14 protein-coding genes are annotated in these 14,248 nt (G+C 60.3%); 9 read left to right on the top strand and 5 right to left on the bottom strand.

Going from position 1 to position 14,248, the window contains the following annotated elements; genetic code table 11:
• Positions 1 to 20: 20 nt before the first annotated feature.
• Genes otsA through ilvC form a run of 6 tightly spaced genes read left to right on the top strand, consistent with a single transcriptional unit; the run spans position 21 to position 7,445 of the window.
• Positions 21 to 1,535, top strand: a complete 1,515-nt coding sequence (otsA, locus tag I6E56_RS04365; RefSeq protein WP_197136283.1) for an alpha,alpha-trehalose-phosphate synthase (UDP-forming) — start codon at positions 21 to 23, stop codon at positions 1,533 to 1,535.
• Entirely contained in the window at positions 1,532 to 2,329 is a 798-nt protein-coding gene (otsB, locus tag I6E56_RS04360) for a trehalose-phosphatase (protein WP_307842760.1), read from the top strand. Before otsA ends, otsB begins: the two co-directional genes overlap by 4 nt.
• Positions 2,330 to 2,356: 27 nt before the next feature.
• Positions 2,357 to 4,060 carry a dihydroxy-acid dehydratase gene (ilvD, locus tag I6E56_RS04355; protein WP_197136281.1) on the top strand — a complete coding sequence of 568 codons (1,704 nt, stop codon included), beginning with the start codon at positions 2,357 to 2,359 and terminating at the stop codon, positions 4,058 to 4,060.
• Positions 4,061 to 4,094: 34 nt separating this feature from the next.
• Positions 4,095 to 5,879, top strand: coding sequence for an acetolactate synthase large subunit (locus tag I6E56_RS04350; protein ID WP_197136279.1), 1,785 nt, complete (start codon positions 4,095 to 4,097; stop codon positions 5,877 to 5,879).
• A 4-nt stretch (positions 5,880 to 5,883) separates the two neighbouring features.
• A complete protein-coding gene (gene ilvN, locus I6E56_RS04345; protein ID WP_197106147.1) occupies positions 5,884 to 6,390 on the top strand; it encodes an acetolactate synthase small subunit in 507 nt (168 codons plus the stop codon).
• A 29-nt stretch (positions 6,391 to 6,419) separates the two neighbouring features.
• Positions 6,420 to 7,445, top strand: a complete 1,026-nt coding sequence (ilvC, locus tag I6E56_RS04340; RefSeq protein WP_197136278.1) for a ketol-acid reductoisomerase — start codon at positions 6,420 to 6,422, stop codon at positions 7,443 to 7,445.
• Positions 7,446 to 7,551: 106 nt separating this feature from the next.
• Here ilvC and I6E56_RS04335 read toward each other — a convergent pair whose 3' ends face one another.
• The gene (locus tag I6E56_RS04335) at positions 7,552 to 8,316 is read right to left on the bottom strand and encodes a DUF1353 domain-containing protein (protein ID WP_197136277.1); all 765 of its coding nucleotides are present in this window, start codon (positions 8,314 to 8,316) and stop codon (positions 7,552 to 7,554) included.
• 46 nt (positions 8,317 to 8,362) lie between these two features.
• Between I6E56_RS04335 and I6E56_RS04330 the strand changes: the two genes are divergently transcribed.
• Positions 8,363 to 9,085, top strand: a complete 723-nt coding sequence (locus I6E56_RS04330; RefSeq protein ID WP_197136276.1) for a Pr6Pr family membrane protein — start codon at positions 8,363 to 8,365, stop codon at positions 9,083 to 9,085.
• A gap of 10 nt (positions 9,086 to 9,095) precedes the next feature.
• Here the strand turns inward: I6E56_RS04330 and I6E56_RS04325 are convergent, their stop codons facing one another.
• From I6E56_RS04325 to I6E56_RS04315, 3 genes are all read right to left on the bottom strand, one after another.
• Positions 9,096 to 9,884, bottom strand: a complete 789-nt coding sequence (locus tag I6E56_RS04325; RefSeq protein ID WP_197136275.1) for a HesA/MoeB/ThiF family protein — start codon at positions 9,882 to 9,884, stop codon at positions 9,096 to 9,098.
• A gap of 118 nt (positions 9,885 to 10,002) precedes the next feature.
• On the bottom strand, positions 10,003 to 10,518 hold the full coding sequence (locus tag I6E56_RS04320) for an META domain-containing protein (protein WP_197136274.1): 516 nt from the start codon (positions 10,516 to 10,518) through the stop codon (positions 10,003 to 10,005).
• Positions 10,519 to 10,580: 62 nt separating this feature from the next.
• The gene (locus I6E56_RS04315) at positions 10,581 to 10,970 is read right to left on the bottom strand and encodes a DoxX family membrane protein (protein ID WP_231606237.1); all 390 of its coding nucleotides are present in this window, start codon (positions 10,968 to 10,970) and stop codon (positions 10,581 to 10,583) included.
• 135 nt (positions 10,971 to 11,105) lie between these two features.
• On the opposite strand from I6E56_RS04315, the gene serA reads away from it, so the two are divergent.
• A complete protein-coding gene (gene serA / locus I6E56_RS04310) occupies positions 11,106 to 12,698 on the top strand; it encodes a phosphoglycerate dehydrogenase (protein WP_197106140.1) in 1,593 nt (530 codons plus the stop codon).
• Positions 12,699 to 12,791: 93 nt separating this feature from the next.
• On the opposite strand, the gene I6E56_RS04305 is transcribed toward serA, so the two are convergent.
• Positions 12,792 to 13,049 (bottom strand): DUF6458 family protein, encoded by a 258-nt coding sequence (locus tag I6E56_RS04305; protein WP_197136273.1) that lies wholly within the window; start codon positions 13,047 to 13,049, stop codon positions 12,792 to 12,794.
• A 133-nt stretch (positions 13,050 to 13,182) separates the two neighbouring features.
• Between I6E56_RS04305 and I6E56_RS04300 the strand changes: the two genes are divergently transcribed.
• Entirely contained in the window at positions 13,183 to 14,229 is a 1,047-nt protein-coding gene (locus I6E56_RS04300; RefSeq protein WP_197136272.1) for a 3-isopropylmalate dehydrogenase, read from the top strand.
• Positions 14,230 to 14,248 lie beyond the last annotated feature (19 nt).

Genomic DNA, 14,248 nt, shown 5'->3' with positions numbered 1-14,248 from the left:
CTCGCTGGTAACGTAACTACATGATGGAAGCAAAGAATGATTCTTCCCCGTCCGAGTACGACTTCGTTGTCGTTTCGAACCGACTTCCAGTGGATTGCACTGTTGAAGAGGATGGGTCACTGAGCTGGAAGCGTTCTCCAGGTGGTCTCGTTACGGCTCTCGAGCCGATGATGCAGAAGGCCGACGGCGCCTGGGTGGGGTGGGCTGGTCGCCCCGATCTCGAGATCGAACCGTTTCATCAAGACGGCATCCAGATCATTCCGGTGCCGCTGAGCTCCCAAGATATTGAGGAGTATTACGAGGGCTTCAGCAACGACACTCTGTGGCCGCTCTACCACGATGTCATTGCGCCACCGGCCTATCACCGCGAGTGGTGGGACGACTATGTAACGGTCAATAAGCGATTTGCGGATGCCGCAGCCGCCAACAGCGCCGAGGGTGCTGTCGTGTGGGTTCAGGACTACCAACTCCAGCTCGTGCCGCGCATGCTGCGCGAAATGCGTCCCGATCTGACGATTGGCTTTTTCAACCACATCCCGTTCCCGCCCTACGGGATTTTTGCGCAGCTTCCGTGGCGTACCCAGATCATTGAGGGCATGCTCGGAGCCGACGTCGTCGGTTTTCAGCGCTCCGCTGATGCTTCGAATTTCTCGTCAGCCGTTCGCCGTCTCACGAATCATCCGACCAAGAATCCGGCGATTGAGGTCACGATTGAGGGGCAGCCGACTCGTCGGGTCGTAGCGAAAGCCTTCCCGATTTCGATCGACTCTCGCAGTTTTGAAAAACTGGCGCGCGATCCCGCGATTCAGCAACGTGCTCGCGACATCCGTAAGGGGCTCGGTAACCCGAAAACGGTTATGTTCGGTGTTGACCGTCTTGACTACACCAAGGGCATCCGCCACCGTCTGAAGGCTTATGGCGAACTGTTGCGGGATGGCTCGATCGAGGTCGGCGATGTTGCGCTCATTCAAGTCGCGAGCCCGAGCCGCGAACGCGTTGAGGCCTACATGCACTTGCGCGATGAGATTGAGTTAACTGTTGGTCGCATCAACGGTGAGTTCAGCACGCTGAGCCACGCGCCGATTAACTATCTACATCAGGGTTTTCCTCGCGAGGAGATGGTCGCGCTGTACCTCGCCGCAGACGTTCTGCTCGTGACGGCGCTTCGTGATGGCATGAACCTCGTGGCGAAAGAGTATGTGGCGGCGCGCTTCGATAACGATGGTGTACTCATCCTGAGTGAGTTCGCGGGAGCGTCAGAAGAGCTTCGCAAGGCACTACTTGTTAATCCGCACGACATCGACGGTTTGAAAGACGCGATGATGAAGGCCATCAACATGCCCAAGGCTGATCGGGCACTGCGGATGCGTTCCATGCGCAAGCGTGTGCTTGAACATGATGTGGAGCGCTGGTCGAATGCGTTCTTGAAGAACTTGGCGGCGACGCGCTCTGATCGTCACCGCCGTATTGCCCCACTCGAAATGGCCGAAGAGGTCGAGTGGACCATCGAACGAAAGCGAGTGAGACGCCCGTGAAGTACTCGACTGCCCCCGAAATAGAGGCGGCCATTGACCACCTCGTTTCGGCGCCTACGCTCCTGATTGCTCTCGACTTTGACGGCACTTTGGCGCCTGAAGTCGATGACCCGCTGGATTCCCGAGCCATCCCTGCTGCCCAAAAGGAGTTGGTGAGGATGCTCGACCTCGCCGACACTCGTGTGGCTCTCGTTTCTGGTCGCGCGCTCGATAGCCTCGAGCACGTCGCGCATCTCGGTGACCGGGTGCTGTTCGGCGGCTCGCACGGTCTGGAATACCGGCTCGACGAGGGCGACTCTCATTTGCCGATGAGCGCCGAAAATACCGCTGCTCTTGAACGCCTCGATGCGCTGACGCACGAGCTGGCCGCTAGCGCTGAGGGTGCGTGGGTCGAAATAAAGCCGGCCGGTCGTGCTCTGCACGTTCGCATGACGTCGCCAGAAGACGCAGAACGGCTGACAGCCGAGTCGGTCGCGCGGGTTGAAGCCGAGATCCCGGGCCTCACCACTCGTTTTGGCAAGAACATCATCGAGTTCGCTATCCACGATGCCAACAAGGGCGATGCGATCGCGCGCCTGCGGGACTACGTGGGGGCCGATGCCGTCTTCTTTGCCGGCGATGACACGACTGACGAGGATGCGCTGGTTGTTCTCGGGCCAGATGACCTCGGAGTGCGCGTCGGTGATGCGCCATCCGTCGCCCGGTTGCGCGTCGCGGGAATAGCGGAAATCGCAGAACTTTTGACTGTTCTGGCCGACAAGCGTCTAGCCGTGGTATCGGCGCGCGCAAACTGATGTAGCGGTACGCCCTAAACTCGAAGCATGTCTGAGAGTGATTCGATCGATATCAAGCCACGTTCCCGCACAGTCACCGACGGGATTGAAGCCACTACTTCGCGCGGAATGCTTCGCGCTGTCGGCATGGGTGATGCCGACTGGGATAAGCCCCAGATTGGTATTGCGAGCTCGTGGAACGAGATTACGCCGTGCAACCTGTCGCTAGACCGTCTCGCTCAGGCCGCAAAAGAGGGCGTTCACGCCGGCGGGGGATACCCGCTGCAGTTCGGCACCATCAGCGTCTCTGACGGTATCTCCATGGGCCACGAAGGCATGCACTTCTCGCTCGTGAGCCGTGAGGTCATTGCTGACTCCGTTGAGGTCGTCATGGAGGCCGAGCGCCTCGACGGTTCGGTAACGCTCGCTGGTTGCGACAAGTCGCTGCCCGGAATGCTCATGGCGGCGGCACGACTCAACCTCGCCTCCGTATTCGTTTACGCGGGCTCAATCGCTCCTGGTTGGGTCAAGCTCAGTGATGGCACCGAAAAAGACATCACGATCATTGACTCCTTCGAGGCTGTTGGCGCCGTCAAGGCTGGCCGGATGAGCGAAGCTGACGCCAAGCGCATTGAGTGTGCTTTCGCTCCCGGCGAGGGCGCCTGTGGCGGTATGTACACCGCCAACACGATGGCGAGCGTCGCGGAAGCGCTAGGAATGAGCCTTCCCGGCTCGGCAAGCCCCGCATCCGCCGACCGTCGTCGCGACTATTTTGCGCACCGTTCGGGCGAAGCCGTCGTCAACCTGCTGCGCAAGGGCATCACCTCGCGCGACATCATGACGAAGAAGGCTTTCGAGAACGCGATCACCGTGGCGATGGCTCTCGGTGGCTCGACCAACGTTGTGCTGCACATTCTGGCGATCGCCAGCGAAGCTGAAGTTGAGCTCACGCTCGACGACTTCAACCGCATCGGCGACAAGGTTCCGCACCTTGCTGACCTCAAGCCATTCGGCCAGTACGTCATGAACGATGTCGACCGTCACGGCGGACTCCCCGTTCTCATGAAGGCGCTGCTCGAAGCGGGCCTCATTCACGGTGACGCGCTCACCGTGACGGGTAAGACCGTTGCCGAAAACCTCGCCGAGATGGATATTGACCCTCTCGATGGCAAGGTTTTGCGCACTCTGGACAACCCCATCCACCCCACCGGTGGCCTCACGATCCTCAAGGGTTCGTTGGCTCCCGAGGGCGCTGTCGTGAAGACCGCAGGCTTCGACCTCTCTGAGTTTGAGGGCCCTGCACGGGTCTTCGAGCGCGAGCGTGAAGCTCTGGATGCTCTCACCGCCGGCACGATCGAGGCTGGTTCGGTAGTCGTCATCCGCTATGAAGGTCCCAAGGGTGGACCGGGTATGCGCGAGATGCTCGCGATCACTGCGGCCATTAAGGGCGCTGGACTCGGCAAAGATGTACTACTCTTGACGGACGGGCGATTCTCAGGCGGCACAACCGGGCTGTGCATCGGCCACATAGCTCCCGAAGCAGTAGACGCAGGTCCTATTGCCTTCGTGCGCGATGGTGATCTGATACGGGTCAATATCGCAGCTCGCTCGCTCGACTTACTTGTTGACTCAGCTGAGCTCGAAGCCCGCCGAAAAGGCTGGGCCCCACTCCCTCCGCGTTACACGCGAGGCGTTCTCGCCAAGTATTCGAAACTTGTGCAGTCCGCCGCTCGCGGTGCGGTCACCAGTTAGCGCCAGCTCACCATTCACATAAAAGGATTCACACATGTCCTCTGAACCCGCACCGCGGCCGAAGAGCACGACACCGGACATCTTGACCGGTTCAGGTGCCATTCTGCGCAGTCTGGAAAAGCTGGGCGTGAAAGACGTTTTCGGCTTGCCCGGCGGCGCCATCATGCCCTTCTACGACGAACTCATGGCATCAACCGCCATTCGTCACATCTTGGTTCGCCACGAGCAGGGTGCTGGTCACGCTGCTGAGGGCTACGCCTCGTCATCCGGAAAGCTCGGCGTCTGCATTGCGACGTCGGGTCCGGGAGCGACGAACCTCGTGACGGCGATTGCGGATGCCCACATGGACTCCGTGCCAATGCTCGCGATCACCGGTCAGGTGTTTTCGACCTCGATGGGAACCGACGCTTTTCAAGAGGTCGACATCTCGGGAATCACGATGCCGATCACGAAGCACTCGTTCCTCGTCACGAAGCCGGAAGACATTCCGGCAACTATCGCGGCGGCGTACCACATTGCGACAACGGGCCGCCCTGGTCCGGTACTCGTTGACGTCACGAAGGACTGCCAGCAGGCATCCGCCCCCTTCATTTGGCCGCCCAAGGTTGACCTTCCTGGTTACCGTCCGGTCATGAAGGCGCACGGCAAGCAGGTTCAGGCAGCAGCGCAAATGCTGGCTGAGGCCGAACGCCCCGTCTTCTATGTGGGTGGCGGCGTTGTCCGCTCTGGCGCTTCAGCTGAACTGCTTGAACTCGCGACACTCGTGGGCGCCCCCATCGTGACCACGCTGATGGCGCGCGGTGCGTTCCCCGACTCCAACGAGCTGAACCTCGGGATGCCGGGAATGCACGGCTCTGTGCCTGCCGTTCTCGCAATCCAAGAGTCTGATCTCCTCATCTCGCTCGGCGCTCGTTTCGACGACCGCGTCACGGGCAAGCCGAGTGAGTTCGCGCCTCTCGCGAAGGTCGTTCACGTGGACATCGACCCGGCTGAGATCGGCAAGATCCGTGCCGCTGAGGTTCCTATTGTTGGCGATGCAAAAGATGTCATCATTGACCTCACAGCAGCGTTTGCTGACGCGAGCGTTACGACGAAACCTGACTACACTGCGTGGTGGGAGCGCCTCAACTCGCTCCGCAATCAGTTCCCGCTCGGGTTCACCGAACCTGATGACGGGCTGCTGTCGCCGCAATACGTGATCCAGCGCATCGGCGAAATCACTGGGCCGGATGGCATTTTCGCCGCCGGTGTCGGACAGCACCAGATGTGGTCTGCGCAGTTCATCAAGCACGAACGCCCCAACTCGTGGCTCAACTCTGGCGGTGCCGGAACCATGGGTTACGGCGTGCCTGCAGCGATGGGCGCGAAGGTTGCGAACCCCGATCGTCCCGTGTGGGCGATTGATGGCGATGGATGCTTCCAGATGACCAACCAGGAGCTTGCCACCTGCACGATCAACAAGATCCCGATCAAGGTCGCGATCATCAACAACTCGAGCCTCGGCATGGTTCGCCAGTGGCAGACGCTGTTCTATGACGGACGCCACTCGTTCACCGACCTCAACACCGGTCATGACACGGTGATGATTCCGGACTTTGTGAAGCTGGCGGATGCCTACGGGTGCCTGGCTATCCGCGTCACGAAGAAGGAAGAAATCGACGCCGCCATCCAGCTCGCGCTCGACACGAATGATCGCCCCGTGGTGATCGACTTCGTCGTCAGCCGTGACGCAATGGTGTGGCCGATGGTGCCGCAGGGCGTCGGAAACTCAAGCGTGCAGTATGCGCGCGATCACGCCCCCGAGTGGGAAGAGGAGTAGAGCGATGGGTCACGTACTTTCCCTGCTGGTAGAAGACAAGCCAGGTCTGCTCACTCGCGTCGCTGGGCTTTTTGCCCGTCGCGGGTTCAACATCCAGTCGCTGGCTGTTGGCTCGAGCGAAATCGAGGGTCTCTCGCGCATCACCGTTGTGGTGGATGTCGACGAGCTTCCCCTCGAGCAAGTCACCAAACAGCTCAACAAGCTCATCAACGTGATCAAGATCGTGGAACTCGACCCTGACCAGTCGGTTACCCGCGAGCACTTGCTCATCAAGGTGCGCGTGGATAACACGACGCGCTCACAAATTCTCGAAGCGGTAAACCTGTTCCGTGCCCGTGTGGTCGATGTCGCATCCGATGCGCTCATCATCGAAACCACGGGGGACTCGGGCAAGATTCAAGCATTCCTCCGAGTGCTCGAGCCCTACGGGATCAAAGAAATTGCTCAGAGCGGACTGCTGGCCATGGGCCGCGGTTCGAAGAGCATCACCGACCGAGTTTTCAAGAACTAACAGAACAACAACAAAGGAGAATCACTACTGTGACCGAGATCTTTTACGACAAAGACGCTGACCTCGCCCTCATCCAGAGCAAGAAGGTTGCCGTTATTGGTTATGGCTCGCAGGGCCACGCCCACGCGCTGAACCTGCGCGACTCAGGCGTCCAGGTCAAGGTTGGCCTCAAGGAGGGCTCGAAGAGCATCCAGAAGGCAACCGACGCCGGGTTCGAGGTGCTCACGAGCGCCGAAGCAGCGAAGTGGGCTGACGTCGTTGTCATCCTCGCGCCCGACCAGCACCAGCGTGGCCTCTACGCCGCCGATATCAAGGACAACCTTGTTGCGGGCGACACCCTCGTCTTCGGACACGGCTTCAACATCCGCTTCGGATACATCGACGCTCCTGCTGACGTAGACGTCATCCTCGTAGCTCCCAAGGGACCGGGTCACACCGTTCGTCGCGAGTACGAAGCTGGCCGTGGCGTTCCCGTCATCGTTGCTGTGGAGAACGACGCCACCGGTCACGCGTGGGACATGGCATGGTCGTACTCGAAGGCACTCGGCGGACTCCGCGCCGGTGGCATCAAGACCACCTTCACCGAAGAGACCGAGACCGACCTGTTCGGTGAGCAGGCTGTTCTCTGTGGTGGAACCTCGCAGCTCGTTCAGTACGGCTTCGAGACACTCATCGAGGCTGGCTACCAGCCGCAGATCGCCTACTTCGAGGTACTTCACGAGCTCAAGCTCATCGTTGACCTCATGTGGGAGGGTGGCATCGCCAAGCAGCGCTGGAGCGTTTCGGACACCGCTGAGTACGGCGACTACGTTTCGGGCCCCCGCGTCATCGATGCTTCGGTCAAGGAAAACATGAAGGCTGTTCTCGCAGACATCCAGTCGGGTGCCTTCGCAGACCGCTTCATCAAGGACCAGGATGCTGGCGGAGCTGAGTTCCTCGCCCTGCGCGAAAAGGGCCAGAACCACCCCATCGAAGCAACCGGCAAGGAGCTGCGTGCGCTCTTCGCTTGGAAGCAGCAAGACTCCGACTACACCGACGGTTCAGCAGCACGCTAACTTTCGCTAGTCACTACGACGGCCGTTCCGCTTCTGCGGGGCGGCCGTTGTGCGTTAAGACTGCGAAGTGCCGACGGCGTAGTTTTCGCTGGAACAAGCAGCGCGATTAGGCGGGTGGCAGCGTCGTACCGTGATCGGGCCACCGCAGAGTCGGCTCGGCCTTGGGGGCGGGGCCGGGAGTGCCTGTTCCGACCCAGATGACGGTCGCGAGAAGTTGTTCCAGACGGGAACCGATGAATGCGGCCGCGACAAGGGGCGCGTACAGCGCACCCAAATAGGTAGAGGCTAGAACGAGATCCGCGTTCTTGCCCCAGACCAGTGCCAGCGCAGCGGGGGTCGCTGCGAGCAACAACCAGAGCGGCTGGAGGAGAACGCCAAGCACGACGGCCGCGATGAGCGCCAGAATGCCCAGTGCGAGTTGAGCGACGATGAGCCACCCGAGCACGCCGCCGTGGTGAACGTAGCGTTCGATGCCCACCGCAGCCCACATGACGCGGGCGCGCAACTGGTGCACTCCGCTATCGACGAGTGCGACGCGGAAGGTTTCGTCGGCGACACGGCGCAGGGCCAGTCGGTCTTCAACGGGAGCGAGCCGGGTTTGGTGGGTGAGATGATCGTGCAGAATCGCGGCAAGCGTTTGCTTGCCATAGCTCGCGATCAGCCCCCAGAGAAACGGCGGCACGGAAGCGAAATCGGTGCTGTTGCCTTCGGTCGGCGGCAGCGAAGGGTCGTGCGCCGGCACTTCGAAGACTCCGCCACCGGGGCGAGGGTCACGCCAGCAAAACGGCTCGGCAACCTGAAAGTCGCGATCCAGTCGGTAGACCAGAGGCAGGCTGCGCAATTCATTCCCGTGACAATCGGTGAATGGCATGCTGAGCTCCTCTGTCGAACCGGCGTCTGCAGACTAGTCTGTCGGAGTGACGACGAATGTGCAGCGCAAGTTCCCCCGACCCCGAGATTTCGCTTTCGTGGGCGGACCGCCGAAAGTGCTGCGGCTCGTCGGCGTACTCCGGCTGATTGCCTCGGCCCTCGTGCTGGCAAGCATCGCCACTCAGGTGATCGACGAATCCATTCACAATGACTTCGTGGCGGTGAAATACTTCAGCTACTTCACGATTCAGTCGAGTCTGATCAACGTTGTGATTCTTGCGCTGAGCGGGCTGGTGGCGGTGCGCCGGCACGTTGAGTCGACGCTGCTGGGAGTGCTGCGGGCATCCGTCGTCTCGTATGCGGTCGTCACGGCTGTTGTCTACAACGTGCTGCTGCGGGGGCTGCCCGACGACGGTTATGTTGGCGTTCAATGGCCGAACGAAATCATCCACGTGTGGGTGCCGTTGTTCTTGCTGCTCGACTGGTTGTTGTCGCCGTCACGCCCGGTGTTGCGGATGCGCGACGTGCGCATCGTGATCATCTATCCGCTCGCTTGGTTGGCCTTCACGATCGTGCGCGGGTTGCTCGACGGTTGGTTCCCTTACCCGTTCTTGGAGCCCTCTGGGCCGGACGGATGGGGCGGAGTGCTCATCTACGTGCTCGGCATCGCCGCGTTCATCATTGGTATCGCGCTCGTGTTGATCGGCATTAGCCGGGCTCGTTGGGCGCGTTGGTCGATTCGCGACCGCGTGGCGGATCTGCAGCGCTAGCTCGCTGCAGCTAGCCCGTTGGCCATTCGTCGGCTGGCGTATAACCGCAGAGGTGGCGGTAGTCCGAGAGTTCAGTGATCGCGGGAGCATCAGTCTGCCGCTCATACTCGTCGACACAGAATTCGTTAGTAAATGCGTTGAAACGTGTGACTTTGTTGAGCAGGGGGTCGCCTACCTGAGCCGCGACCTTGATCGCTTCGCTCGTCACGATTGAGGCGATCACAAGAACAGCACCGGGGAAGATGCCGTGCATCACATTGGTGTCTACCTCGGACAACGGGGGCGGCGACGGATACAGATCCCGAAAACCGGCACCGCGAGCAGGCCACGAAATGCTGGCTTCGGCGAGAAACTCGCACGCCCAACCCCACACGAGCGGAATGCCCACAATCTCGGCGGCATCGGCAGCGAGATAGTGGGTGGGAAAGTTATCGCTGCCGTCAACAACGAGGTCATAATCGGCAAAGATTTCTAGCGCGTTCTCGGGGGTGAGCTTCGCATCGATAGCGATAACGGTCGTCGCGGGGCTGACTTCGGCTACACGTTCGACGGCCGATATGACCTTCTTTTGGCCAACATCCAAGAGTCGATGGATGTGCTGGCGATGCAAATTGCTGAGCTCAATGCGGTCGTCGTCGATGACACCAACGGTTCCGACGCCGGCTGCAGCAAGCGACGGGATGACCGTGCTGCCGACGCCACCTGCGCCAATCACGAGCACGCGTGAGCGCGCCAAATTCTTTTGCGCCGTCTCGCCAAAGTGGGTTAGCGCGAGTTGGCGGCTAAACCGCTGATCCATGATCTGATTGTTCCACCGCGATCCTGAATGTGGCCCCGAAAAACAGTCTGGCGCAGCGCTCTGCCCGTGAACTGGGGGTTCTGGGAGCGTGCACGTAGCCCCGTGTGGGGGCAGAACCTTACCCCAGGGGCAGCGAACTCGACGGCATGAAGTTGAGGTTCACGCCGTCTCCCTGCAGCACCAGGCTTCCGCCGGTGGGAATAGCGGCTGTCGTCACAGCCAGAGCCGCAAAGTAGCGTTCGTCAAAACCCATGAGTTCGTTGTCGGTGCACGCACGCTCAGTCGATATGAGGTCGCTCACCGCGAAACTTTGAGGTTCGCCCGTGAGGGCTGCGCTGTAGCTGTTGCAGGCTCCAGCACCCATAATCTCGTCATCGGTGATCATGATGGTGACCTCGGCCGTCGTGGCGAGATCGCCAGCGCCGTCGGTGCCATCGATATAGATCCAGGTGCCGCCGATCCCGTCAACAGGCATGGAGTCGCCCGGGGTCTGCTCTTCGCCGAGGCCCGGACCACTGCCGATCGGCGGTTCATCAGAGCCGACCGGCGTTGCGGGACCAGCGCACGCGGTGAGAGCGAGCAGGCCAGCAGCCAGCAGCGGGGTGACCTTCGCGAGAACTGATTTCGTGGGCATTATTTCCTCCTACCTAGGTAGACGAAGCGCTGTGCGGTTTCGTTGGGGCAGGCTCAAAACTTTTACAGCGAAGCCAGCACGACTAACACAATCAGCACCAGTTGACCGGCGAATCGTGGCCAGAATGGTAGGGCTGCTTTGCCAAAGCGATCAGGATGTTTGGCCGCATACGCATTGGCCGGAAACACGGCAATCAAAAACAGTACAAGTGCGATTCCAGTGATGAGTCGCACCGGTTCCCACAAAAGCCCCAGACCGCCAGCGATCTCACAGAGTCCGGTGATGGTCACGAGGGCGCCGGGGGAGGGCAGCCACTTCTGACGTAGTGCTGGCGGGATCATTGCCCGCATCGTGCGGGAAGGGGCGGCCACAAAGTGGCTAACGCCCATCGCGATAAAAGCCAGCGCGAGGGCAATTCGCAACGCCCACTGGGCGATCTCAACGGCATCCATGATGGCTCTATGGTCGCACTGAGTTGTCACATGGCAACGAGGGCTTCCCGTCGCCGCTAAAGTTGCAGTAGTTGTCTACTCAAGCAGCCTTCGTTGTGTTAGCGCGAAGTCCCCGCGAATTGAAGGATCAGATCTGTGGCTAAGCCGATCGTCGTGATCGCCGAAGAACTTTCCCCCGCAACAGTTGACGCCCTCGGGCCCGACTTTGAGATTCGAAACGTTGACGGCACTGACCGTGACGCGTTGAAGTCTGCGCTCTCTGATGCGCAGGCCGTTCTCATCCGTTCAGCAACCCAAATGGATGCCGATGCTCTTGCTGCTGCGCCTGGCCTGAAGGTCATCGCGCGCGCCGGTGTTGGCCTCGACAACGTGGACATCAAGGCCGCTACCGCTGCCGGTGTCATGGTTGTGAACGCTCCTACTTCCAACATAATCTCGGCCGCCGAGCTGACCGTCGGGCACATCTTGAGTCTCGCGCGTCACATTCCGGCTGCCTCCAGCGCTCTCGCGCAGGGGCAGTGGAAGCGCTCGCAGTACTCGGGCACTGAGCTTTTCGAGAAGACCATCGGCATCATCGGCCTCGGTCGTATCGGTGGTCTCATTACCGAGCGGATGCAGGCCTTCGGCACGAGCATCATCGCTTATGACCCCTACGTCACGGCTGCCCGTGCGCAGCAGATGGGTGTCACGCTCGTGTCTCTCGACGAGCTGTTGGAGCGTTCGGACTTCATCACCATCCACATGCCCAAGACTCCTGAGACCACGGGCATGATTTCGACCGAGCAGTTTGCTCGCATGAAGTCGAGTGCCTACATCGTCAACGTTGCCCGTGGTGGCCTCATCGACGAAGACGCTCTCTACACGGCACTCAAGTCGCGTCGCATTGCCGGCGCCGGTCTTGACGTGTTCGTCAGCGAGCCGCCCACAGGGTCGCCGCTGCTGTCGCTCGAGAACGTCATTGTCACCCCTCACCTGGGTGCTTCGACTTCTGAAGCGCAAGAGAAGGCTGGCGTTTCGGTAGCCAAGTCGGTTCGACTCGCCCTCGGTGGCGAGCTGGTGCCTGACGCAGTGAACGTTGCTGGTGGCGTTATCGACCAGAGCGTGCGCCCCGGCATCCCGCTCATGGAAAAGCTTGGCCAGGTCTTCTCGGGTCTGTCCGACAGCCCGCTCACCAGTGTCGATATTGAGGTTCGCGGTGAGATCGTCGAATTCGATGTCAACGTACTCAAGCTTGCTGCTCTCAAGGGCATCTTCACGAACGTGGTCTCCGAGACGGTCAGCTACGTCAACGCTCCGGTTCTTGCCGAGCAGCGTGGCCTCACGGTTCGTTTGATTACGGATGTCGTGAGCTCCGAATACCGCAACCTGCTGACCATTCGTGGTTCGCTTGCTGACGGCTCGCAGGTTTCTGTTTCGGGAACCCTGGTCGGAAACAAGCAGCTCGAGAAGATCGTCGAGATCAACGGCTACGACATCGAGGTTCCGCTCGCGGATCACCTCATCGTCATGATGTACGAAGACCGCACCGGAATCGTTGCCGTCTTCGGCAAGGAATTCGGCGAGGCCAACATCAACATCGCTGGCATGCAGATCGCGCGCGAAAGCGAAGGCGGCAACGCGCTGTCGGTGCTCACCGTCGACTCGCAGGCATCCGCTGATGTTCTCGCTACTGTGGCCGAGCGCATTGACGCTCGCTACGTGCACGCGATCGACATCGTCGACGCTTAGTCATTACGTTCGCGCCTTCGTGGCGTGAAGACACGAAAGGCGCGCCCCGAGCAATCGGGACGCGCCTTTCGTTCGTTCAGAACGTGGTGGTCGTTAGATGGTTTCGTCGGGCGTTGTGGTGGTGCGACGTTCGCTGATGGAGCCGTTGGCTCCGTCGGTGCCGTTGTGCACGGTGGTAACCGAGGTGCGGTTACGCAGCGTCAGGACGAGTCCGATGATGAACGTCACCACACCGGCGCCCATCAGGATGTAGCCGATCAGGTCAAGGTTGACCCCTTCGACTTGGAAATCGAGCGCGAAAGTAAGAATCGCGCCGATCACGACAAGGACAATTCCGGTTCCAATACTCATGAGCCCAATTTTAGCGTGCTTGATTCAGCTTGCAATCAGACAACGTTCAGGAAAGTGATATTCAGTGCGCCGCTAGCGCATCGAGTGCCGCGCTCCGACGCGAGTGAGAGCCGCGCAGCGGTACTGTATTTACATGCCTTCTCAGATCAAGCTTGCAGTCATTCCCGGTGATGGTATTGGGCCAGAAGTTGTGGCCGAGGCCCTCAAGGTTTTGAAGGCAACCGGTGTGGATGTCGCACCCACCGAGTTTCCTTTTGGCGCCGCTCATTACCTTGAGTCGGGCACCATTCTCGAAGACTCCGACATCGCTGAGCTCGCGAAGCACGACGCGATTCTTCTGGGCGCTGTCGGGGGAGACCCGCGCGATCCTCGCCTCACGGGCGGCATCATCGAGCGCGGCCTGCTACTGAAGCTGCGTTTTGCGCTTGACCACCACGTCAACCTGCGTCCCACCAAGATTTTCCCCGGCGTGATGTCACCGCTGGCCAACCCCGGCGAGGTCGACTTTGTTGTCGTACGGGAGGGCACCGAGGGCCCTTACGTGGGCAATGGCGGGCGCATCCGCACCGGCACACCGCACGAGATCGCCACTGAGGTGTCGATCAATACGGCGTTCGGCGTTGAGCGCGTTGTTCGCTTCGCCTTCGCGCACGCTATGGAGCGCGACCGCAAGAAGCTCACGCTCGTTCACAAGACCAATGTGCTCGTTCACGCGGGCGGTTTGTGGCAGACAACGGTCGACCGGGTGGCGCAAGAATTTCCCGCCGTAGAGGTCGATTACATGCATGTCGACGCGGCGACGATTTACATGGTCACAAATCCGAGTAGATTTGACGTTATCGTCACCGACAACCTCTTTGGTGACATCCTTACAGACCTCGCAGCAGCCATCAGCGGCGGCATTGGTTTGGCCGCCTCCGGCAATCTCAACCCGAGTGGGGCATTCCCCTCGATGTTTGAGCCGGTTCATGGTTCAGCGCCCGACATTGCGGGCAAACAACTCGCTGATCCCACGGCGGCAATCCTGTCGATTGCATTGCTGCTCTCACAGTTCGGCGAATCGGATGCCGCGGCCCGCGTCACTGCGGCCGTTGAAGCCGATCTCAGCACCCGTGGCGACACCGCGCGGTCCACGGCTGAGATTGGCAGTGCAATTGCCGACGCTGTAGCGCAGAATTAACCCACCGCCATTATGGCTG

Origin of the sequence: Salinibacterium sp. NK8237 (genome assembly GCF_015864955.1) — a bacterium.
Taxonomy (GTDB): Bacteria; Actinomycetota; Actinomycetes; order Actinomycetales; family Microbacteriaceae; genus Rhodoglobus.
This window is presented reverse-complemented; position numbering and strand designations above follow the sequence as displayed.

Excerpts from the sequence above, each read along its gene's own strand:
- otsA (WP_197136283.1), top strand. The coding sequence starts at position 21 with ATGATGGAAGCAAAGAATGATTCTTCCCCGTCCGAGTACGACTTCGTT.
- ilvD (WP_197136281.1), top strand. The coding sequence starts at position 2,357 with ATGTCTGAGAGTGATTCGATCGATATCAAGCCACGTTCCCGCACAGTC.
- I6E56_RS04350 (WP_197136279.1), top strand. The coding sequence starts at position 4,095 with ATGTCCTCTGAACCCGCACCGCGGCCGAAGAGCACGACACCGGACATC.
- ilvN (WP_197106147.1), top strand. The coding sequence starts at position 5,884 with ATGGGTCACGTACTTTCCCTGCTGGTAGAAGACAAGCCAGGTCTGCTC.
- I6E56_RS04335 (WP_197136277.1), bottom strand. The coding sequence starts at position 8,316 with ATGCCATTCACCGATTGTCACGGGAATGAATTGCGCAGCCTGCCTCTG.
- I6E56_RS04325 (WP_197136275.1), bottom strand. The coding sequence starts at position 9,884 with ATGGATCAGCGGTTTAGCCGCCAACTCGCGCTAACCCACTTTGGCGAG.
- I6E56_RS04320 (WP_197136274.1), bottom strand. The coding sequence starts at position 10,518 with ATGCCCACGAAATCAGTTCTCGCGAAGGTCACCCCGCTGCTGGCTGCT.
- I6E56_RS04315 (WP_231606237.1), bottom strand. The coding sequence starts at position 10,970 with ATGGATGCCGTTGAGATCGCCCAGTGGGCGTTGCGAATTGCCCTCGCG.
- I6E56_RS04305 (WP_197136273.1), bottom strand. The coding sequence starts at position 13,049 with ATGAGTATTGGAACCGGAATTGTCCTTGTCGTGATCGGCGCGATTCTT.
- I6E56_RS04300 (WP_197136272.1), top strand. The coding sequence starts at position 13,183 with ATGCCTTCTCAGATCAAGCTTGCAGTCATTCCCGGTGATGGTATTGGG.